The following is a 19,513-nucleotide window of genomic DNA, read 5'->3' as shown; positions in this document are numbered from 1 at the left end:
CCACGCCCATAAAAAAAGCCGTCGCAATGACGGCTTTTCGCTTTATGCCCCCAGCGGGATCAGGCAGGCAAGGCCATCAGGAACTTACGCAGTTCGCCAAAGCTGGCCGGCAGATTGTGGGACAACAGCGGCAAATCGGCGCGCAGCGCCAGCGCCTTGGGCAGGGGCAGCTCCTGACCGAGAATTTCCTCTACGCTCTCTTTGAACTTGGCCGGATGCGCAGTACCGAGGAACAAGCCAAACTCCCCTTCCTTCAATTGGTCACGCAACGCGCGATAAGCGATTGCCGCATGCGGCTCAGAAAGGTAGCCCAGTTGCGCCAGCTCACGCATGCTGTCCTTGGTGGTTTCGTCACTCACCGTTGCGTGCCCCAGTTCTTTCAACTGCCAGATCTTGCGACGGAACAGCTCTTCTACGCGCGGCCAGTTATTCGGCTGGCTGACGTCCATCGCATTCGAAAGCGTAGCCACCGTGGCGTGTGGCTGCCACTGACCATTCGTCAGGAAGCGCGGCACAGTATCGTTGGCATTGGTCGCGGCGATAAAACGCTTCACCGGCAGTCCCAGTGATTTGGCCAACAAGCCGGCGGTCAGATCGCCGAAGTTACCGCTGGGTACCGAAATCACCAGTTGATTACGTGCTTCCTGCGGCAGTTGCGCTACCGCTTCGAAGTAGTAGCAAATCTGCGCCAGCAGGCGGCTGATATTGATCGAGTTGGCCGAGTTCAGGTGCAGCGCTTCTTTCAGTTCCTGATCGTCAAACGCCTGCTTGACCAGGGCCTGGCAGGCATCGAAGTCGCCATCAATCGCCACGGTGTGAATGTTGCCGCCCAGGGTGCAGAACAGTTTTTCCTGCAACGGGCTGATTTTGCCCTGCGGGTAAAGGATCACCACGCGAACATTCTTCAGGCCGTAGAAAGCATGTGCCACCGCCGCGCCGGTATCGCCGGAGGTCGCCGTCAGGATAGTCACCGGCTGATCGCCTGCCACTTCCGCCAGCATTTGCGCCATAAAGCGGCCGCCGAAGTCTTTGAACGCCAGCGTCGGGCCGTGGAACAGCTCCAGGCACGCGATGTCGTCTTCCACTTGCGCCACCGGTGCCGGGAATTCAAAGGCCGCCGCTACGCGCTTATGCAGAGCCTCTTCGGAAACTTCATCGCCAATAAACGCCGACAGGATGCGGCTGCTGCGGGTGACAAAATCCTGCTCCAGCAGATGATCGATTTCGGTCAATTCAAATTCCGGCAGTTCCAGCGGGAAAAACAGCCCTTGCTGTTTGCCCAGGCCTTGTTTGATCGCCTGCGCGAAGCTGACCTGCTCGTTGTGATCCTTAAGGTTGTACAGTTTCATGCGTTATCCCAGTAGTCGTGCGCCTGCGGTATCCAGACGGCAAATATGAACAAAACCTTCGTCGTTTTGCAGATAGTGATTAGTCAGCCAATCGGCCATGCGTTGAGCCGTAGCGCCATCATCACAGACGGCGAACAGCGTCGGGCCGGAGCCGGAAATACCGCAAGCCAGCGCACCTATATCCTGCGCAGCTTTACGCGCATCGGCAAAGCCCGGCAGCAGGCGGGTGCGGTACGGCTCGGCAATCACGTCCTGCATCAGTTTGGCGGCCAAACGCGGCTGCTGGGTATGGCAGGCATGAATAAAGCCCGCCAGATAGCGACCGTGACTGATACAGTCCTGACGACGATACTGCGCGGGTAAAATCGCGCGCGCTTCGGCGGTGGACACCTTGATGCCCGGATAGGCCATCACCCACAGCCAGTCTTTAAAGCATGGCACTTCCTGGCTGATGAAGCCTTCTTCTTCCAGCATCAGTTGCAAGCCGCCAAGGTAGCAAGGCGCCACGTTGTCGTAATGCACGCTGCCGGAGATGCGGCCTTCCAGCTCGCCCATCAGGCTCAGCAGGGTCATTTTATCCAGCGGACGGTTGCAGAATTCATTCATCGCCATCAGCCCGGCAACCACCGAGCAGGCGCTGGAACCCAATCCTGAACCGATCGGCATGTTTTTCTCCAGCCGCATCGCCACCGGGATCTCACGGCCGATCTCCTGACAGAAACGCTGCCAGCACTGATAAACGATATTCTCTTTTGGATCGTCCGGCAGTTTGCTGACGAAGCGACCGGCGTTCTGCAGGCTGAACGTGGCGGCAGCCTCGACGCTGACGCAGTCGCCCAGCAAGGTACCGTCGATCGGTGACACCGCTGCACCCAGAACGTCAAAGCCGACGCTTACGTTGCCAATTGAGGCCGGCGCATACACCTTAACCATATTAAACTCCCAACTTCCATGACAGTGTGCGCAACAGATCGGCGAAGACCCCTGCTGCAGTCACATCGTTACCGGCACCGTAGCCACGCAGTACCAACGGCAACGGCTGATAGTAACGGCTGTAGAAAGCCAAGGCGTTCTCGCCGTTCTTCACTTTATACAACGGATCGTTGCCATCTACCGCATCTATGCGAACCTGACAGCGGCCATTTTCAATGACGCCGACGTAGCGCAGCACCTTGCCCTGCTCAGCGGCGTTGGCCACATTGCGAGCATACTCTTTATCCAGTTCCGGCAGGCGCGCCATAAAGGTTTCCACATCCCCGGAGGCGTCAAAGGAAGGCGGCAGCGCCGACTCGACCTCAATATCTTCCAGTTCCAGTTTGTACCCCGCTTCACGGGCCAGGATCAGCAGCTTGCGGGCCACGTCCATACCGGAAAGGTCGTCACGTGGATCCGGCTCGGTATATCCTTTGGCCTTGGCCTCCAGGGTCGCCGCCGACAGCGACATGCCCTCGTCCAGTTTGCCGAAAATAAACGACAGCGAACCGGACAGGATGCCGGAGAAACGCGTCAGCTCATCACCGGCGTTCAGTAGGTTTTGCAGGTTTTCGATCACCGGCAAGCCCGCGCCGACGTTGGTGTCATACAGAAACTTGCGGCGCGAACCGGCCGCGGCGGTGCGCAACTGTTGGTAGTAGTTCATCGACGAGGTGTTGGCCTTTTTGTTCGGCGTCACCACGTGGAATCCATCCGCCAGGAAGTCCGCGTATTGATCGGCAACGGCCTGGCTGGAGGTGCAGTCGACAATCACCGGGTTCAGCAGGTGGTACTCCTTCACCAAACGAATCAAACGCCCCAGGTTGAACGGCTCTTGCGCGCCGGCCAGCTCATCACGCCAGCTTTCAAGCTGAATGCCGTGAATGTTGGTCAACATGGCACGCGAATTGGCAATGCCGCACACCCGCAGGTCGATATGCTTTTGTTTCAGCCAAGGTTGCTGACGGTAAATCTGCTCGATCAACGCGCCGCCCACGCCACCAACGCCGATGACAAACACTTCAATCACCTGATCGGTATTGAACAACATCTGATGGCAAACGCGCACCCCGGTGGTCGCGGAATCATTGCTGACCACCACCGAGATGGAGCGTTCAGAAGAGCCCTGAGCAATAGCGACAATGTTGATATTGGCGCGAGCCAGCGCAGAGAAGAAGCTGGCCGAAATGCCGCGCAGGGTACGCATGCCGTCGCCGACCACCGAGATGATCGCCAACTGTTCCATTACGTCCAGCGGCTCCAGCAGGCCGTCTTTCAATTCAAGATAGAACTCGTCTTCCAGCGCCCGACGCGCACGTTGCAGTTCGCTCTGCGGCACGCAGAAACTGATACTGTATTCGGATGACGACTGGGTGATCAGCACCACAGAGATGCCGGCGCGCGACATTACGGCAAACACCCGCGCCGCCATGCCGACCATGCCTTTCATCCCCGGACCGGAGACGTTGATCATCGCCATATTGTTCAGGTTGGTGATGCCCTTCACCGGCGTATCGGAATCCAGATTTTCGCCGCCAATCAGCGTGCCTGGCGCCTGTGGATTAGCGGTGTTTTTGATCAGGCAGGGGATTTGGAACTGGGCGATGGGGGCAATGGTGCGGGGGTGGAGAACGCTGGCGCCGAAATAGGAAAGCTCCATGGCTTCCTGGTACGACATCGATTTCAACAGCCTGGCATCCGGCACGGTGCGTGGGTCACAGGTATAAACGCCGTCAACGTCGGTCCAGATCTCGCAACAGTCGGCGCGCAAACAGGCAGCCAGCACCGCGGCAGAGTAGTCGGAACCGTTACGGCCCAGCACCACCAATTCGCCCTTGTCGTTGCCGGCGGTGAAACCGGCCATCAGCAGAATGTGATCCGCCGGGATGGCCGATGCGGCGATACGCAATGTAGATTCTGCGATATCTACCGTGGACTCCAGGTAATGCCCCTGTGCCAGTAGCTTTTCAACCGGATTAATCACCGTGACCGGGAAACCTTTGGCGCGAAACACCCCTTCCATGATGGCGATGGAGAGCTTCTCGCCGCGGCAGATAATGGCCGCATTCACGCTGTCCGGGCACTGTCCAAGCAACGCAACGCCATGCAGCACCTGCTTGAGCTGGGCGAACTCCTGATCGACAAACGTCTTGAGGCGATCGTACTCAAAGCCGGGCAACGCCTGCGCCAGTCCGCTCAGCAGGTCGGCGAAGATGCGCTCTGCATCGCTCATATTTGGCAGAATGTCTTGCCCCGCTACCGTTTTTTCAATCATTGCCACCAGGTGGTTAGTGATTTTAGCCGGAGCGGACAAGACCGTGGCCACCTGTCCTTGACGTGCATTACTTTCCATGATGTCGGCAACGCGCAGAAAACGTTCTGCATTCGCTACCGAGGTTCCGCCAAATTTCAGCACTCGCATTTCTTGTCTCTCCCGAATTTAAGCCGAAAAAAAAGCCCGCACTGGTTAGGTGCGGGCTTTTTTCTTTTGTTTCCTGTACGCGTCAGCCCGCCCCGTTACCTGTGGTATCGGTGGTGGTAATAATTGTTGTGTTCAGGCTGATGTTTCGCATTTTGTCTGTCTGTCTCATTAAATACTCTGTCCCCTCTATTGGTTAAAGCAATCGCTATCCCAAGTCAAATTATTTCTTGTTTTTGCTTATTTATCGTCCAGCAGGCTAACCGGGCGATGCGAGAGATGAAAAGCCAGATGACAGAACAAAAAGACAGGCAGGCGGCAAATTTGCAGTGGATCACACTGCAAAATTAGCCATGTTTACGGGTATCACTTTGTCAGTTTTTTTTCGATATCGTGCAACAAAGTATGCAGCATCGCCGTGTCCCGCTGTTGCAGAACACCAAGACGTTGATGCAGCCAGTCGCGCAATTTTTGATCGTCGCTGACCTCCAGCGCCGCCAATAATCCCTCAGCGCGCTGACGTAATGCCTTGAGTTGCCCCTCGTTGGCTACCGGCTCTTGTGGCGCACTGACGTTCATCAGCTCTGACAGTTGATAACAGTACACCATCACCGCCTGACCGAGATTGAGCGAAGGGTAATCCGCCTGCATAGGTACGCCGGTCAGCAAATCCGCCAGTTCCAGCTCCTCATTGGTCAGGCCGGAATCTTCACGGCCAAACACCAGCGCCGCCTGGTTCACCCACTGGCTGCGCTCACTCAGTTGGCCCAACAGTTGCTGCGGCGTACAGTAATAATGAAAACGCGCACGGCTGCGGGCCGTGGTGGCTACGGTGAAATCTACGTCCGCCAGTGCCTGTTCCAGCGTGGCGAAAGTTTGCACGCCGTCGAGGATATCCCCCGCCCCATGAGCAACCCAACGCGCTGCCGGCTGCAGGTGCGCTTCGCTGTCGACAATGCGCAACGAAGTAAAACCCATGGTTTTCATTGCCCGCGCCGCAGCGCCGACGTTTTCCGGCCGTGCCGGAGCCACTAAAACAATATGCAGCTGCATCAATACTCCACTGAATAAGGGATCGCAGGTTTTTGACTGTTCAGGATACTCTGATTATATTTACAAGTGTGCAACAATAATCCCGCGCACCACGATAGACAGGGGTAAATGCGCTATTGGCCTTATAAATGGCACGGAATACATATTATTACTTCTTATGATTTACTACTCTTATTAATCAAGGTGTTAATATAACTGCTTTATCAATAAGCCGTTAATTCGACCTCATTAGGCACAACAATGCTGAATCGTACACAGAATTTATGGTTCTGTGACTTAAGCTGGCATTTCTGTAAGTGTTTTTCACAAAACTGTTAACGTGCTACAATTGAATTTGATATATGTCAACAAAGCTTAGTTTTGTTGGGTGATGAATTCGGTACGCACTGTTATATTGCTGTTAATAGGGTTAGGATATGCGCCGTTTTGGCACCTTTGGGGATGTAAGGAATAGCACCCCCACCAAGCTAGCGATCTTGTTGACATGAGATGGAAAGTGCATCAAGAACGAGTTTACGTACTGTAGTCATTTGGTAAGAGGGAACGTGAGCGCTAATCTCTGCCCTCCGCTAAGAAAACAAAGACTTCTGTACTTCCTATTTTCTATTTTGTTGGCAATTTTAGGTAGCAAATATGCAGACCCCGCACATTCTGATTGTCGAAGACGAGTTAGTCACTCGTAACACCCTGAAGAGCATTTTCGAGGCGGAAGGCTACGTTGTTCATGAAGCCAATGATGGTGCAGAGATGCACAACATCCTGTCTGAAAATGATATCAATCTGGTTATCATGGACATCAATCTGCCAGGCAAAAATGGCCTGCTGCTGGCGCGTGAACTGCGCGAACAGGCCAGCGTTGCGCTGATGTTCCTGACCGGCCGTGATAACGAAGTTGATAAGATCCTCGGATTGGAAATCGGCGCTGATGACTATATCACCAAGCCATTTAATCCACGTGAACTGACCATTCGCGCACGCAACCTGCTGTCCCGCACCATGAACCTGGGCAGCGTCGGCGAAGAACGCCGTCTGGTTGAAAGCTATAAGTTCAACGGTTGGGAGCTGGACATCAACAGCCGCTCACTGATCAGCCCAGCGGGCGAGCAATACAAATTGCCGCGCAGTGAATTCCGCGCCATGCTGCACTTCTGCGAAAACCCGGGCAAGATCCAATCCCGTGGCGAACTGCTGAAGAAGATGACCGGTCGCGAGCTGAAACCGCATGACCGCACCGTGGACGTGACCATTCGTCGCATCCGCAAGCACTTCGAATCCACGCCGGACACGCCTGAAATCATCGCTACCATTCACGGTGAAGGCTACCGTTTCTGCGGCGATCTGGAAGAGTAAGTCTCGCGTTAAAATAGTTGGGGTTCAGTTGAACCCCAAGTCTCTTATTTTGCCTCACCCCAAGGGATGATCGGCACCGCGCTCAGCGCGTTCTTCGGCGAACCATCCACCACACGATCTGAGTAGCTCAGATAAATCAACGCATTACGAGCTGAATCGTAGAAGCGTACCACCTGCAGCTTCTTGAACACCAGCGACGTCCGCTTTTGGAACACCACAGTCCCTTCCGCCTTGCCGTTTTTGATTTTATCGTTCAGCGCAATCGGCCCGACCTGCTGGCAAGAAATGGCCGCATCCGCAGTATCCTCCGCCAATCCCAGCCCGCCTTTAATGCCGCCGGTTTTGGCTCGGCTGATATAACAAGTTACATTTTTAACATCAGGATCGTCGAACGCTTCCACCACGATTTTGTGGTCCGGACCGAAGAGTTTAAATACTGTATCCACTGAGCCAACCTGTTCTGCTTGCGCACTATTTACCGTTGCGCAAACTAAACCAAACAAAAATATCCATCCTTTTTTCATTCACTTAACTCCAATAACCTGAATCATGAAACTGAGTTCAGGCAATTAATATTGTTTATGTTTTAGGTCACAGAATGGGCCTTTTTCTGGTCCGCACCGGTCTTTTTAGCACAGAGCGTGAAAAAAATCTTTGAGAGTCTCGGAGGAAAAAAATTGCTATTATGCGGCGTCGTTATTTCTTTGCGCCCTTTAAGGTGTGTCCCTGTCCAGCTTTCGCGCAACCCGCAGCGAGAGGCAAAGAGTGCTACGCAAAATGGCTCATGGATTGGTCTGATAGCGCAAGCACCAGCGTGATGAATAAACAGTTCGGGTCTCAACCCTAAAGCTCTACGAGGAAGATCTATGGATCAAGCCGGTATCATTCGTGATCTGCTTAGCTGGCTGGAAAGCCATTTGGACCAACCCTTGTCGCTGGACAACGTGGCGGCGAAAGCGGGTTACTCAAAATGGCATCTACAACGGATGTTCAAAGATATTACCGGTAACGCCATCGGCGCTTATATCCGGGCAAGGAGATTATCCAAGGCTGCGGTGGCGCTGCGTTTAACCAGCCGCCCTATTCTGGATATCGCCTTACAGTATCGCTTCGACTCGCAGCAGACATTCACTCGCGCATTTAAAAAACAGTTTGCGCAAACGCCGGCGTTGTATCGCCGCGCCGAAGACTGGAGCGCATTCGGCATCTGTCCGCCAATTCGCTTGGGCGCCTTTACCCTGCCGCAGCCAGAGTTTGTCACACTACCGGAACTGCACCTGATTGGCCTGACGCAAAGCTATTCGTGCACGCTGGAGCAAATTTCAAACTTCCGTACCGAGCTGCGTTCACAGTTCTGGCGCCAATACCTGGGCGAAGCGGAGACGCTGCCGCCGGTACTGTACGGTCTGCACCATTCGCGTCCAAGCCAGGAAAAGGACGACGAGCAGGAAGTGCTGTACACCACGGCGCTGGAACCGCATCACGTTCCGAAGGAAATTCAGGCTGGGCAGCCGCTGACGCTGCAGGGTGGCGAGTATGCGATGTTCAGTTATGAAGGCCCAGCCTCTGGCCTGCAGGACTTTATTCTGACGCTGTACGGCACTTGTCTGCCGGCACTCAAACTCACGCGCCGCAAAGGGCACGACATTGAGCGCTTTTATCCCAAGGGTGACCGTCGGCCACCCCAACCGCCGACCGAGATCAACTGCGACTATTTGATCCCGATCCGCCGTTAACGTTGCAGTTCGTCGAGTGCGGGCATGTCCAGATGCGTGATATCGCCCGCCGTTTCGACAATCCAGCCGGAAGCCAACCATGGGCTCTGCTGATAGTCGACACGTGACAGCGAACAGTTGCGTAAACGCAGGCGACGTTCGGCATAGGCAGGTAACCCGAGCACGGTGCTGATCAAACAACCCAACGCGATACCGTGGCTAACGATCAGCGGTTTGCTCCCCTCCGGCAGCATCAGGCAGCTTTCCAGCGCCTCGCGCATCCGCCCACCCAGCTCGCTCATGGATTCACCTTGAGGGATACGGCCGTCAGCAGTACCATCGACCATCTGCTTGCGCCACTGCTCTTCCTGCGGCGTCAGGCTGTCGATCAGGCGTTCTTCCAGAACCCCCATGTGTAACTCGCGCAAACGTGGATCGTTTATCACCTCGCAACCGCAGGCTTCTGCGATGATTTGCGCGGTGCGTCGGGTACGCCCCAAATCGCTGGTAATCACGTGCGTGATGCCGAGCTTGCTGACGCGTTGGGCAACCAGATGAGCCTGATGTTCACCGTGGGCGGTTAACGGGCTGTCGGACTGACCCTGGATACGGCGAGCCGCATTCCATTCCGTTTCGCCGTGGCGAACGAGGTATACCTGTAACATTTTGCTTTTCCGTTATACTGCGTGAAACCTGAGTTTATCTTCGTCACAGGCCGCTTGCGCAAGCGTCTGACGTATTGAATAGGCTCTTAGCTTAAGGATGCTAAACCCGTTATGTATCATGTTGTCGCTGCAACTACCAACCCGGCAAAGATTAAGGCTATTCAGTTGGCCTTTGAGGACACCTTTGGCGTAGACCAATGCCGCATTGAATCGGTCGACGTCGCCAGCGGTGTCTCACTACAACCCATCGGCAATCTCGAAACCCGTACCGGTGCACGCCAGCGCGTCATGGAAGCACGCCAGGTACGCCCGGAGGCCGACTTTTGGGTCGGCGTGGAAGCGGGTATCGAAGAGAATATGACCTTCGCCTGGATGACGGTGGAAAACCCGTACACCCGGGGCGAATCGCGTTCAGCCAGTCTGATGCTGCCGGAGACGATTTTACAGGGAATTCGCGCCGGCCGCGAATTGGGGACGGAAATGGCGACCATCACCGGCAATGCCGAAGTGAAGCGCCAGGGCGGCGCTATCGGTATCTTCACCGATGGGCGGTTGAGCCGCACCAGCGTTTACCATCAGGCTCTGCTGTTGGCACTGGTGCCCTTCCACAACCCGATCTACCAAAACCATAACAACGCGCCGCAAAAATAAGCGCATGCGGGCGTGGCGCGACTAAGGTGCCTCGCCCAGCAATTGCTGCTCCAGCCACTGCTTCAACGCCGGCGTCGCCGCCTTCAGGCTGTTCGAACCACGAGTGATGGTGGCAATACCGGCCCCCAGCTCGTTCTTCAGCTCACGCTGGCTCATCTCACCGCGCATCAGTTCCTGAATAATCCGCACCCGCGTCCCCAAGGCCGTTCTTTCGTCCGGCGTCAGCAGCAGTTGCAGCAGAGGTTGATGCAGATCCTGGGCGAACGAATTCTGCAGCAGCGCGACAAAGCGCAGCCAATCCTCATTGCCTTGTTCTGAAAGAGCCGGGTCGTTAAGCGATAATTGCGTCATGGCAAGCCACCATACTATTTAACTAGTACAGCAGCATACCATAGCGCCGCAAAAATCAATAACGCCTCTGCCACTCGGCATCGGTCAGCACCTTGGCCGGACGATGCATGAGGTAGCGATAAAATGCGTCATAGGCCAGTACGTTCTTCACATAAGAACGGGTTTCCGAGAACGGGATGCTTTCGACAAACGCCACCGCATCTACCCGCCCTTCGCTGTTGCCCAACCAGGTATTTACCCGCGATGGACCGGCGTTGTAGGCCGCCGATGACAGAATACGGTTACGCCCAAACTGCTGGTACACATACTCCAGGTAGCTGGTACCGATGGTAATGTTAACCCGGGGATCAAGCAGCTGGCTTGGGCTTGAGTAGCCGGGAATATTGTACATCTGCACCGTATGCTGCGCGGTACGCGGCATCACCTGCATCAGGCCGCTAGCCCCTACCGGTGACTGGGCTTTCGGGTTCCAGGCGCTCTCCTGACGGGCTATCGCCATGGCGTAGCTCGGCGTGATCCCCTTGTCATCGGTCGCGGCCCGGAACTCTTGCGGCCAGGCTACCGGGAAGCGCTCTTCAAGGTGATCCCACAGTTTGCCAACGATGGTTGCCTGCACGCTGAGATCGGCCCATTTTTGCTCGAATGCATAACGCGCCAGCGCTTCCTGTTCCGGACGACTGCGGCTGGACACAAACGAGGTCCACTCGCTGCGCGCCAGATTATCCATATTCCAGTACATCAGTTCGCGTACCCGGGCAATCTCCGGTCCGTCCACCAGCGAAGCGCGAGGTTTCGCCGCCACGGCCACCATTACCGGGTAAGGCTTATTCAGTTTCTGCGCCGCCACCATTGGATAGAAACCGCGTTCGTTCATCAGGCGACGCAGGATCTCTTCACCTTCACTGCGTTTGCCTTCATCCAGCAGCAGGCTTGCACGCCAGTAACGCCACTCGTCTTTATTGCGAGACTCCGCTGGCAGGCGAGCCAGCCAGGTAGCCACCCCCTGGCGATCGCCATTGCCCAATGCCATACGCACACGACGTTCCAGCAGAGCCGGAGACTGACTGCGCAGGATCACCTTATCGCGCCATTGGGTCTGTTCGAAGGTGGCATCGCTACCCATCAGGCGCCAGGCCACCGCCTCTTCCAACCCCAACCGCTCGCTGTCGCTCATTTTCTGCAGGCGCACCAGCGTCGGGATCATCGCGCGAGCATTTTCTACATCCTGGCGGGCCAGGCGTTCAAAAGCGATGCCGGTCGCGGCACGGGTAAAATCTGTTGGCCCTACGCTACGGGCAAAGGATTCTACCGTGGCCGGATCGTTTTGCAGACGCACCAATGCATCGCCCATGGTTTGGTAATCTGACGGCAACTGACGGTACAAGCTGTTGACCAGGCCGCTGTTGCCCTCTTTCAACGCCAGTTTCATGCGCTCCAGTATCGCCGATGGTGTCTGTTTGCCGGAGCCCTTCCAGACGCTGAACAGCTTGTCACAGGAGCCCGGTAACGATTTACCGCTCATCCAAACGTCTTCAGCACCGCTCCAGGCCGCCTGTTGATCGCCGGTGGCCCATTTGGCGTAGTAGTAATTGCAACGCGCAGCTATAGGTTTAGGCGCCTGTGGGCTAAAGGCCAATAGGGTGCGCCAGTCTTCACGCCGTGCCAGCTCGTTAACAAAGCGCGGGGCCAATGATTTGGCCGGCGGCAGCGTCGGATGCTGTTTGATAAAATCGTTCACCTCGGAGAACCCAGCCTGACTGAGATCTTGCGTCAGCTCACGGTATTCCAGATAAGGGTATAGCGGGTAATCACGCAGCGTCGGCATCAATTGCGCCACGACGTCCATCTGCTTACTGTCCCACGCCTGTTTAATCTGCAGGTAACGCTGACGCTGGGCGTCCAGCGAGTCCGCCAATGCGGCGCCTGAGAATGCCGTCAGGCACAGGCCCACAGCCAAAAACCGCCACTTGTCTACCTTGACCATACTGACTCTTTCCTCGCTAATGCTGATGGTGTTGCCAGAGCCGATTCCCCCGTTGCCGCGCTACGCCAGCAGCCAACGGACAGTGAAACGGCTCTCCGAGTGTTTCGCGCTCTGTCGTGGGATATCGCTTCATCCGGCACGCCAGAACAAAAGGAGGCGCTGAGTGACTGGCTCAGCCATCTACCATAGACAGCGCGATCGCTTATCCATTCACTACTGTAGATGAAGTTTATCGTCACGAAGGGCTTCAGGTAAAAAAGGTTTACCCTCGCTGACAAATAAAATAAAGCCGGCGCCAAAGACAGCGTATTAATCATTAACCCGAGGTTAACACTGGAAACGAGCAGCTCATTTATTATTAATAAGCGCTGCCGACAATAAGATGAAGTCATCTGAAATAATTAGTCATGCAGGATATATTTCCTGGCCGACGACAACGCCGTTGCGCAAATGCCCCAAACCTCAGGCCGGGCGGGCTAACTTTGCAGAAAACGCCTGGCAAACCCTGACGGACGTTTTTATACTATTAAAAAAAGGTAAGATAATTCTGAGAAAACGGCACATAAAGCGCGCAACCGGGATATCTTATAATACAATCCGCGCCAATAATGGGTAGATAGTGTTCATCAGGCAGTGCGATTGACAGTTTTCAGTAAGGCAATTATCCCTTCGAGCGGGTCAGGCTTCTCATTGTTATGTTGCCGCATCGGTACTGCGGATCTGGGCAGGAATGGCAGATGAAGATGGCAAATAATGCCGCGTGGTTAGCGACCTGCGCAAAAAATTCTCTTGCGAGTTTCATTTGCGCACGTCTGGACTACGGCCGCCTGTTGTCGCTGGTGCTGCTCACCCTGCTGGCCTTTCCCGGTTCAGCCCGCCCCGAAACCGGTGATCCTTATCAAAATCGCATCCATGCCGTCACCACCGTGGTGGTAGGCATTATCAGCTATGCCCGCTGGCCCAGCGAACCCAATCCGATCCGACTGTGTGTGACGGCACCCACCCAGTATGCCGAAGGCCTGTTCGATCCGATCCTGCTTAGTGCTCCGCGGCCCATTAAGGCCGAACGCGTATCCTTTGACAGTCCGCTGCTGAGCACCGGCTGCGATGTTATTTATTTGGGCAATGTTAACGCTGGTCAGAAGCAGAATTTTATACAGCGTATCAGCGGCCATTCCATTCTCAGCATTAGCGAGAACGATGTTGAATGCTCAGCCGGCAGCGCGTTCTGCCTGCAAATCGAAGGGGATACCGCGAGTTTTAAAGCCAATCTCGATGCGCTGGCACGTAGCGGCGTGCGCGTTCACCCCAACGTGTTGCAGTTGGCACGCAAACAGGCGCCCCCGCTATGAAGTGGTTGCGCAAGAACCGTTCGGGTCAGTCACGCCCTACGCTGGGCCGGGTACTGCAAAGAGTACACCTTGGGCTGGCGCTGATTGCCGTGGGTACTGCGGGGATCTTCCTGACCCTGGTGGCGCTGTTTGCACTGCGCGCCTATGCCAACCATAACCTGCATCTGATCGCGCGCTCCATCAGCTATACCGTTGAAGCCGCCGTGGTGTTCGAAGACCGTGCCGCCGCCCGCGAAGCCCTGGTGCTGATCGCCTCTAAAGAGGAAGTGTCGGAAGCCAGGATTCTGAACAACAACGGCAAAGTGCTTGCGACCTGGCACCATCCCAAGGATGGCCCACTGCACGGCATGGAGCAAGTCGTGGCGCACTGGGCGTTGCCACAACCGGTGATCCTGCCGATCACTCACGAAGGCAAAGAAGTCGGCAAAGTGTGGTTAAGTGGCCACGGCGGCAGCCTGCTGCGTTTTTTGCTACGCGGTATGGTAGGCATGATCGCCTGTCTGGTGCTCAGTACCCTGTGTGCGCTGGTACTGTCGCGCCGCATGTTGCAGGGGATCGTCCGCTCGCTGGACGATATCGCTAACGTGGCGCATGCGGTACGGCGCGATCGCGCCTTTGGGCTGCGGGTGCCTTCGGCACCGATTGCCGAACTGCATGAGCTGAGCAGCGACTTTAATGGCCTGCTTGACGAACTGGAAGCCTGGCAGGCGCACCTGAAACAGGAGAATGACTCGCTGACCCACCGGGCGACCCACGACAGCCTGACCGGCTTGCCAAACCGCGCTTTCTTCGAAGGCCGACTGAGTCGCGCGCTGGGAGACATCGAGTCACCCGAAAAACTGGCGGTGCTGTTTATCGACGGCGATCGCTTCAAGGAAGTTAACGACAGCTACGGCCACGCCGCCGGCGACGTAGTGCTGACCACCATTGCCGGGCGTATCCGCGCGCAGTTACGCGAGAGCGACCTGGTTGCACGTTTAGGAGGTGATGAGTTCGCCGTACTGTTGGCACCGGTCCACACTACGGAAGATGTACTGCAGATTGCCGATAACATTATCGACTGCATGACCCAACCGGTGATGTTACCGAACGGCGAAGAGGTCATTTCCTCTTTGAGTATCGGTATTGCACTTTACCCTGAACATGCGGTGACGCCTCAGGGGCTCTTGCACGAAGCTGACGATGCGATGTACCAGGCCAAGCATCGTTATAACGGAGGCTGGCGGCTGGCAATACAAAAATAAAGCCCCGGCTATAAAATAAAACTAGGGATTTGATTATGATACAGCAAACACTAAAAAACCGTTTTTCACTGCTGACGATGATGTTTATCGCCCTGCTGGCGCTCGCCGGCTGTCAGAGCAAGCCGCAGGGCCTGACGCCCGAGCAGATTGCCCTGTTGCAGTCGCAAGGGTTCAAACTGACGGATAACGGCTGGGAATTTGGCCTGTCCGACAAGGTGCTGTTCGGCAACAACGTGGGCAAGCTGAACCCGGAAAGCACCGACACGGTACAGAAAATGGGCCGTGCACTGATGAGCGTCGGCATCACCAAATTCCGTCTGGACGGTCACACGGATAATTACGGTGAAGACAGCTATAACGACCAGCTCTCGCTGCGCCGCGCCAATGCGGTGGCCGACCTGCTGGCCAGCGTAGGCATCCCACGCGCTAACATCGAAACTCGCGGCATGGGCAAACGCGACCCGGTCGCCGATAACCGCACCTCCAGCGGCCGGGCGGAAAACCGCCGCGTCGCGATCGTCGTCACTCCTTAAGCCACCAATATGCGCCTTCACGGGCGCATAACCGGTTATACTTAGCGATCGCTGAGTGATGTCTGGGATCCGCTTTCGAAACGGGCTACACTCCGCAGCCAGACATCCTATAAAAACTGATATAGAGAGGCTAGAGCACCGTGGCTCAATACGTCTATACCATGCACCGCGTCGGCAAAGTGGTTCCGCCGAAGCGTCATATTCTGAAAAACATCTCACTGAGCTTCTTCCCTGGCGCCAAAATCGGCGTGCTGGGTCTGAACGGCTCGGGTAAATCCACGCTGTTGCGCATCATGGCCGGCATCGACACCGATATCGAAGGTGAAGCTCGCCCGCAGCAAGGGATCAAAATCGGCTACCTGCCTCAGGAGCCGCAGCTGAATCTGGAGCACACCGTCCGCGAGTCGGTCGAAGAAGCGCTGGCGGAAGTGGTCGGTGCCCTGAAACGTCTTGATGAAGTGTACGCGCTGTACGCTGAAGAAGGCGCGGACTTCGACAAGCTGGCCGCTGAACAGGGCCGTCTGGAAGAAATCATTCAGGCCCATGATGGACACAACCTGAATACCCAGCTTGAGCGCGCCGCCGATGCGTTGCGCCTGCCGGAATGGGACGCAAAAATCGCCAACCTGTCCGGTGGTGAACGTCGCCGTGTCGCGCTGTGCCGCCTGCTGCTGGAAAAACCGGACATGCTGTTGCTGGACGAACCGACCAACCACCTGGATGCGGAATCCGTGGCCTGGCTGGAACGCTTCCTGCACGACTTCGAAGGGACCGTTGTGGCGATCACCCACGACCGTTACTTCCTCGACAACGTGGCCGGCTGGATCCTCGAGCTGGACCGCGGCGAAGGCATCCCGTGGGAAGGCAACTACTCTTCCTGGCTGGAGCAGAAAGACGCACGTCTGGCGCAGGAAGCCTCTTCCGAAGCCGCACGCCGCAAATCCATCGAGAAAGAGCTGGAGTGGGTTCGTCAGGGCGCTAAAGGCCGTCAGTCCAAAGGCAAGGCGCGTTTGGCCCGCTTTGAAGAGCTGAACAGCACCGAATACCAAAAGCGTAACGAAACCAACGAACTCTTTATTCCACCTGGCGCACGCCTGGGCGATAAAGTGGTTGAAGTCAGCAACCTGCGTAAGTCCTACGGCGACCGCGTGCTGATTGACGATCTCTCCTTCGCCGTGCCGAAAGGCGCGATTGTCGGCATTATCGGCCCGAACGGCGCCGGTAAATCCACGCTGTTCCGCATGATGTCCGGTCAGGAACAGCCTGATTCCGGCAGCATCGTGCTGGGCGACACCGTCAAGCTGGCCTCGGTCGATCAGTTCCGTGACAGCATGGACAATTCAAAAACCGTTTGGGAAGAAGTCTCCGGCGGCCAGGACATCATGCGTATCGGCAACACCGAAATGCCAAGCCGTGCTTACGTCGGTCGCTTTAACTTCAAAGGCGTCGATCAGGGCAAGCGCGTGGGCGAACTGTCCGGCGGTGAGCGCGGTCGTCTGCACCTGGCCAAGCTGCTGCAGGTTGGCGGCAACGTACTGCTGCTCGACGAACCGACCAACGACCTGGATATTGAAACCCTGCGCGCGCTGGAAAACGCCCTTTTGGAGTTCCCGGGCTGCGCGATGGTTATCTCGCACGACCGTTGGTTCCTCGACCGTATTGCTACCCACATTCTGGATTACCAGGATGAAGGTAACGTCGAGTTCTTCGAAGGTAACTTCACCGAATACGAAGAGTACAAGAAACGTACGCTGGGCGCCGAAGCGCTTGAGCCGCACCGTATCAAGTACAAGAGAATCGCCAAGTAATCCGAAAGGCGCCGCATGCGGCGCCTTTTTTTATTCCCGCGCCAGCTCGCGGGCATAATCGTCAAATACCGGATGTTGCAACACCACGTCAATAAAACAGGCCAGCGCCGGGGAATTGAGCTTGCGACTGGGATAAACCAGATAGAGTTCATTGCCTTCCGCCTGCCATTCCGGCAACACCTCCACCAGCTGTTTTTGCGCCACTACCTCGCGGCTGAGAAATGCCGGCAACAAAGTAATACCCGCGCCGTAAATCGCACATTCGCGCGCGTACAGCAGATTATCGGTGATATGCAGCGTCGGCAGTTGCCAGCGAAAATACTCATCGCCCCGGCGCAGATTCCATGCGGGCCAGGAACGATGCGCGATGCAGCGGTGCTGCTGCAACTGTTGCGGATGCAGGATCGGCGGATACTGCGCCAGATATGCCGACGATGCCAGCAAATAGCGCGGCGCATGCCCCAAACGCCGGCCAATCAGCGAGGAGTCCTGCGGTTTGCCGGTGCGTAATGCGGCGTCAAACCCGTCTTGCACCATATCCACCATCGCATCGGATACCGACACCTCCAGTGACACGTCCGGGTATTGGCGCTGAAAATCCGCCGCCAGCCGCGCCAGCAACGTCGCCCCCAGCCCGGCAGGGGTTGAGATGCGCAACCGACCACTCGGGTTGTCACGCAGCCGTTGCAGCGCAAAATCGGCGCGTTCGGCAGCATTCAGCATCTCCTGGCAGTGTTCCAGATAGCGTTCGCCGGCAAAGGTCAGGTTGAGCTGGCGGGTGGTACGGTTCAGCAAGCGCAGGCCCAGCGTCTGTTCCAACTGGCTGATGCGCTGGCTGACGCTGGACTTCGGCAAAGCGGCGCGTTTGGCGGCGGCGGTAAAACTGCCGCACTCGGCCACCAGCGCAAACAGCGCCATATCCTGCAGCTGCTTAAACCTCATTGTTCACCTCAAACGAACACTTAGTTAGTTATTGTCCATCTTATCACTCCCTCTCAAGAGGTCTACACTGAGATTATTCATTCGAAAGGAGCACAGTCATGCCGATTAAAGCCATTGCCGTAGACCCGAAAAACCCCGCCGCCTTCATAGAGATCAGCCCGGAAAAGCCCACGCCGGGTCAGTACGATCTGTTGGTGGAAGTGAAAGCGGTGTCGGTCAACCCGGTGGATACCAAGGTCCATGCCGGCCTGCAAAAAAGCGGCCTGCAGCAGCCACGCATTCTCGGTTGGGACGCCAGCGGCGTCGTGGTTGAAGTGGGCAGCAGCGTCAGCGGCTTCAAACCCGGCGATGAGGTTTGGTACGCCGGTGATATCACTCGCCCGGGCAGCAACAGCACCCAACAATTGATCGATTCACGTATTACTGCCCACAAGCCTCGCAGCCTGAACTGGGCCGAGTCTGCCGCCATGCCGCTGACTGCCCTGACTGCCTGGGAAGCACTGTTCGAACATCTGAAAATTCAGGATGCGGCACCGGGGAAAACTCTGTTGATCATTGGCGGCGCCGGTGGTGTTGGTTCGCTGGCGATCCCGTTTGCGGCCCAGCGCAGTCAGGTGAAGGTGATTGCGACCGCCTCTCGTCCCGAGTCGGCGGCCTGGTGTCTGGAACGGGGTGCCGATCTGGTGGTGGACTACCGCGATCTGAAAGCTAACCTGGCGCAACAGGGCATTGAGAACGTGGATTATATTCTGTGCCTGAACGATACCGACGGCCACTGGCAAGCCATCTCCGATCTGATCGCGCCGATGGGCCATATCTGCACCATCGTGGAAAACGCCCAGCCGTTGGACCAGAGCGCACTGAAGCTGAAAAGCGCCGCGCTGCACTGGGAATTGATGTTTACCCGCAGTATGTTCAACACGCCGGATATCGCTCAGCAGGGCGAGATCCTCAAGCAAGTGGCGCAACTGCTGGATGAAGGGAAGCTGAGCACCACCCTGAGCGAAACGATGCAGGGGCTAACGGTGCCGACGCTGACCGCCGCGCATCAAAAACTGCTCGACGGACATATGCAGGGAAAACTGGTGATTGTTTACTGATAACCGACGGGGCGCAGCCTGCGCC

At 56.3% G+C, this 19,513-nt stretch carries 18 protein-coding genes and 1 other annotated feature; of the genes, 8 read left to right on the top strand and 10 right to left on the bottom strand.

Annotated features, from left to right (window positions below):
- Positions 1 to 59: 59 nt before the first annotated feature.
- From thrC to AC1RKC_RS17680, 5 genes are all read right to left on the bottom strand, one after another.
- Positions 60 to 1,349, bottom strand: coding sequence for a threonine synthase (thrC, locus tag AC1RKC_RS17700; RefSeq protein ID WP_020825140.1), 1,290 nt, complete (start codon positions 1,347 to 1,349; stop codon positions 60 to 62).
- A gap of 3 nt (positions 1,350 to 1,352) precedes the next feature.
- Positions 1,353 to 2,282, bottom strand: a complete 930-nt coding sequence (gene thrB, locus AC1RKC_RS17695) for a homoserine kinase (RefSeq protein ID WP_044554113.1) — start codon at positions 2,280 to 2,282, stop codon at positions 1,353 to 1,355.
- A gap of 1 nt (position 2,283) precedes the next feature.
- Entirely contained in the window at positions 2,284 to 4,743 is a 2,460-nt protein-coding gene (thrA, locus tag AC1RKC_RS17690; RefSeq protein WP_201895758.1) for a bifunctional aspartate kinase/homoserine dehydrogenase I, read from the bottom strand.
- Positions 4,744 to 4,768: 25 nt separating this feature from the next.
- Positions 4,769 to 4,887 (bottom strand) — a sequence feature (Thr leader region).
- Positions 4,826 to 4,894: a thr operon leader peptide gene (gene thrL, locus AC1RKC_RS17685; RefSeq protein WP_071998276.1), complete on the bottom strand. Its 69-nt coding sequence runs from the start codon at positions 4,892 to 4,894 to the stop codon at positions 4,826 to 4,828. It overlaps the preceding feature by 62 nt.
- A 212-nt stretch (positions 4,895 to 5,106) precedes the next feature.
- Complete coding sequence (locus AC1RKC_RS17680) at positions 5,107 to 5,793, bottom strand: tRNA/rRNA methyltransferase (RefSeq protein WP_020825137.1); 687 nt, start codon at positions 5,791 to 5,793, stop codon at positions 5,107 to 5,109.
- 633 nt (positions 5,794 to 6,426) lie between these two features.
- Between AC1RKC_RS17680 and arcA the strand changes: the two genes are divergently transcribed.
- Positions 6,427 to 7,143 (top strand): two-component system response regulator ArcA, encoded by a 717-nt coding sequence (gene arcA / locus AC1RKC_RS17675; protein ID WP_004949989.1) that lies wholly within the window; start codon positions 6,427 to 6,429, stop codon positions 7,141 to 7,143.
- Between the two features lie 44 nt (positions 7,144 to 7,187).
- Here the strand turns inward: arcA and creA are convergent, their stop codons facing one another.
- Positions 7,188 to 7,667 (bottom strand): protein CreA, encoded by a 480-nt coding sequence (gene creA / locus AC1RKC_RS17670; RefSeq protein ID WP_020825136.1) that lies wholly within the window; start codon positions 7,665 to 7,667, stop codon positions 7,188 to 7,190.
- Between the two features lie 342 nt (positions 7,668 to 8,009).
- Here creA and robA point away from each other — a divergent pair, with 342 nt between their 5' ends.
- Positions 8,010 to 8,879: an MDR efflux pump AcrAB transcriptional activator RobA gene (robA, locus tag AC1RKC_RS17665; RefSeq protein ID WP_020825135.1), complete on the top strand. Its 870-nt coding sequence runs from the start codon at positions 8,010 to 8,012 to the stop codon at positions 8,877 to 8,879.
- Here the strand turns inward: robA and gpmB are convergent.
- Positions 8,876 to 9,523 carry a 2,3-diphosphoglycerate-dependent phosphoglycerate mutase GpmB gene (gpmB, locus tag AC1RKC_RS17660; RefSeq protein WP_020825134.1) on the bottom strand — a complete coding sequence of 216 codons (648 nt, stop codon included), beginning with the start codon at positions 9,521 to 9,523 and terminating at the stop codon, positions 8,876 to 8,878. The genes robA and gpmB overlap by 4 nt on opposite strands.
- A 111-nt stretch (positions 9,524 to 9,634) precedes the next feature.
- Between gpmB and yjjX the strand changes: the two genes are divergently transcribed.
- Positions 9,635 to 10,174 carry an inosine/xanthosine triphosphatase gene (gene yjjX / locus AC1RKC_RS17655; RefSeq protein WP_020825133.1) on the top strand — a complete coding sequence of 180 codons (540 nt, stop codon included), beginning with the start codon at positions 9,635 to 9,637 and terminating at the stop codon, positions 10,172 to 10,174.
- A 21-nt stretch (positions 10,175 to 10,195) separates the two neighbouring features.
- On the opposite strand, the gene trpR is transcribed toward yjjX, so the two are convergent.
- Entirely contained in the window at positions 10,196 to 10,525 is a 330-nt protein-coding gene (trpR, locus tag AC1RKC_RS17650) for a trp operon repressor (protein WP_020825132.1), read from the bottom strand.
- A gap of 55 nt (positions 10,526 to 10,580) precedes the next feature.
- Positions 10,581 to 12,509, bottom strand: coding sequence for a murein transglycosylase (gene sltY / locus AC1RKC_RS17645; RefSeq protein WP_020825131.1), 1,929 nt, complete (start codon positions 12,507 to 12,509; stop codon positions 10,581 to 10,583).
- A 737-nt stretch (positions 12,510 to 13,246) separates the two neighbouring features.
- On the opposite strand from sltY, the gene yfiR reads away from it, so the two are divergent.
- From yfiR to ettA, 4 genes are all read left to right on the top strand, one after another.
- Positions 13,247 to 13,861, top strand: coding sequence for a regulatory sequestration protein YfiR (gene yfiR / locus AC1RKC_RS17640; RefSeq protein ID WP_020825130.1), 615 nt, complete (start codon positions 13,247 to 13,249; stop codon positions 13,859 to 13,861).
- Complete coding sequence (gene dgcN, locus AC1RKC_RS17635; protein ID WP_048762898.1) at positions 13,858 to 15,105, top strand: diguanylate cyclase DgcN/YfiN; 1,248 nt, start codon at positions 13,858 to 13,860, stop codon at positions 15,103 to 15,105. Before yfiR ends, dgcN begins: the two co-directional genes overlap by 4 nt.
- A 35-nt stretch (positions 15,106 to 15,140) precedes the next feature.
- Positions 15,141 to 15,638, top strand: a complete 498-nt coding sequence (yfiB, locus tag AC1RKC_RS17630; RefSeq protein ID WP_020825128.1) for an outer membrane lipoprotein YfiB — start codon at positions 15,141 to 15,143, stop codon at positions 15,636 to 15,638.
- 140 nt (positions 15,639 to 15,778) lie between these two features.
- Positions 15,779 to 17,446, top strand: coding sequence for an energy-dependent translational throttle protein EttA (ettA, locus tag AC1RKC_RS17625; RefSeq protein ID WP_041414175.1), 1,668 nt, complete (start codon positions 15,779 to 15,781; stop codon positions 17,444 to 17,446).
- Positions 17,447 to 17,476: 30 nt separating this feature from the next.
- Here ettA and AC1RKC_RS17620 read toward each other — a convergent pair whose 3' ends face one another.
- On the bottom strand, positions 17,477 to 18,388 hold the full coding sequence (locus AC1RKC_RS17620; protein ID WP_020825126.1) for a LysR family transcriptional regulator: 912 nt from the start codon (positions 18,386 to 18,388) through the stop codon (positions 17,477 to 17,479).
- 98 nt (positions 18,389 to 18,486) lie between these two features.
- Between AC1RKC_RS17620 and AC1RKC_RS17615 the strand changes: the two genes are divergently transcribed.
- Positions 18,487 to 19,488, top strand: coding sequence for a zinc-binding alcohol dehydrogenase family protein (locus AC1RKC_RS17615; protein ID WP_044554103.1), 1,002 nt, complete (start codon positions 18,487 to 18,489; stop codon positions 19,486 to 19,488).
- Positions 19,489 to 19,513 lie beyond the last annotated feature (25 nt).

The sequence above is a fragment of the Serratia sp. GW822-FHT06E05 genome (assembly GCF_058799445.1).
Note: the sequence above shows the minus strand (reverse complement) of the source record. Positions and strands in the feature narration are given on the sequence as shown.

What these genes read in the sequence shown, in the direction of transcription:
- arcA (WP_004949989.1), top strand. Translation starts at nt 6,427, where the DNA reads ATGCAGACCCCGCACATTCTGATTGTCGAAGACGAGTTAGTCACTCGT.
- AC1RKC_RS17620 (WP_020825126.1), bottom strand. Translation starts at nt 18,388, where the DNA reads ATGAGGTTTAAGCAGCTGCAGGATATGGCGCTGTTTGCGCTGGTGGCC.
- sltY (WP_020825131.1), bottom strand. Translation starts at nt 12,509, where the DNA reads ATGGTCAAGGTAGACAAGTGGCGGTTTTTGGCTGTGGGCCTGTGCCTG.
- trpR (WP_020825132.1), bottom strand. Translation starts at nt 10,525, where the DNA reads ATGACGCAATTATCGCTTAACGACCCGGCTCTTTCAGAACAAGGCAAT.
- dgcN (WP_048762898.1), top strand. Translation starts at nt 13,858, where the DNA reads ATGAAGTGGTTGCGCAAGAACCGTTCGGGTCAGTCACGCCCTACGCTG.
- yfiB (WP_020825128.1), top strand. Translation starts at nt 15,141, where the DNA reads ATGATACAGCAAACACTAAAAAACCGTTTTTCACTGCTGACGATGATG.
- thrA (WP_201895758.1), bottom strand. Translation starts at nt 4,743, where the DNA reads ATGCGAGTGCTGAAATTTGGCGGAACCTCGGTAGCGAATGCAGAACGT.
- gpmB (WP_020825134.1), bottom strand. Translation starts at nt 9,523, where the DNA reads ATGTTACAGGTATACCTCGTTCGCCACGGCGAAACGGAATGGAATGCG.
- AC1RKC_RS17615 (WP_044554103.1), top strand. Translation starts at nt 18,487, where the DNA reads ATGCCGATTAAAGCCATTGCCGTAGACCCGAAAAACCCCGCCGCCTTC.
- robA (WP_020825135.1), top strand. Translation starts at nt 8,010, where the DNA reads ATGGATCAAGCCGGTATCATTCGTGATCTGCTTAGCTGGCTGGAAAGC.
- thrC (WP_020825140.1), bottom strand. Translation starts at nt 1,349, where the DNA reads ATGAAACTGTACAACCTTAAGGATCACAACGAGCAGGTCAGCTTCGCG.
- creA (WP_020825136.1), bottom strand. Translation starts at nt 7,667, where the DNA reads ATGAAAAAAGGATGGATATTTTTGTTTGGTTTAGTTTGCGCAACGGTA.
- AC1RKC_RS17680 (WP_020825137.1), bottom strand. Translation starts at nt 5,793, where the DNA reads ATGCAGCTGCATATTGTTTTAGTGGCTCCGGCACGGCCGGAAAACGTC.
- yjjX (WP_020825133.1), top strand. Translation starts at nt 9,635, where the DNA reads ATGTATCATGTTGTCGCTGCAACTACCAACCCGGCAAAGATTAAGGCT.
- thrB (WP_044554113.1), bottom strand. Translation starts at nt 2,282, where the DNA reads ATGGTTAAGGTGTATGCGCCGGCCTCAATTGGCAACGTAAGCGTCGGC.
- yfiR (WP_020825130.1), top strand. Translation starts at nt 13,247, where the DNA reads ATGAAGATGGCAAATAATGCCGCGTGGTTAGCGACCTGCGCAAAAAAT.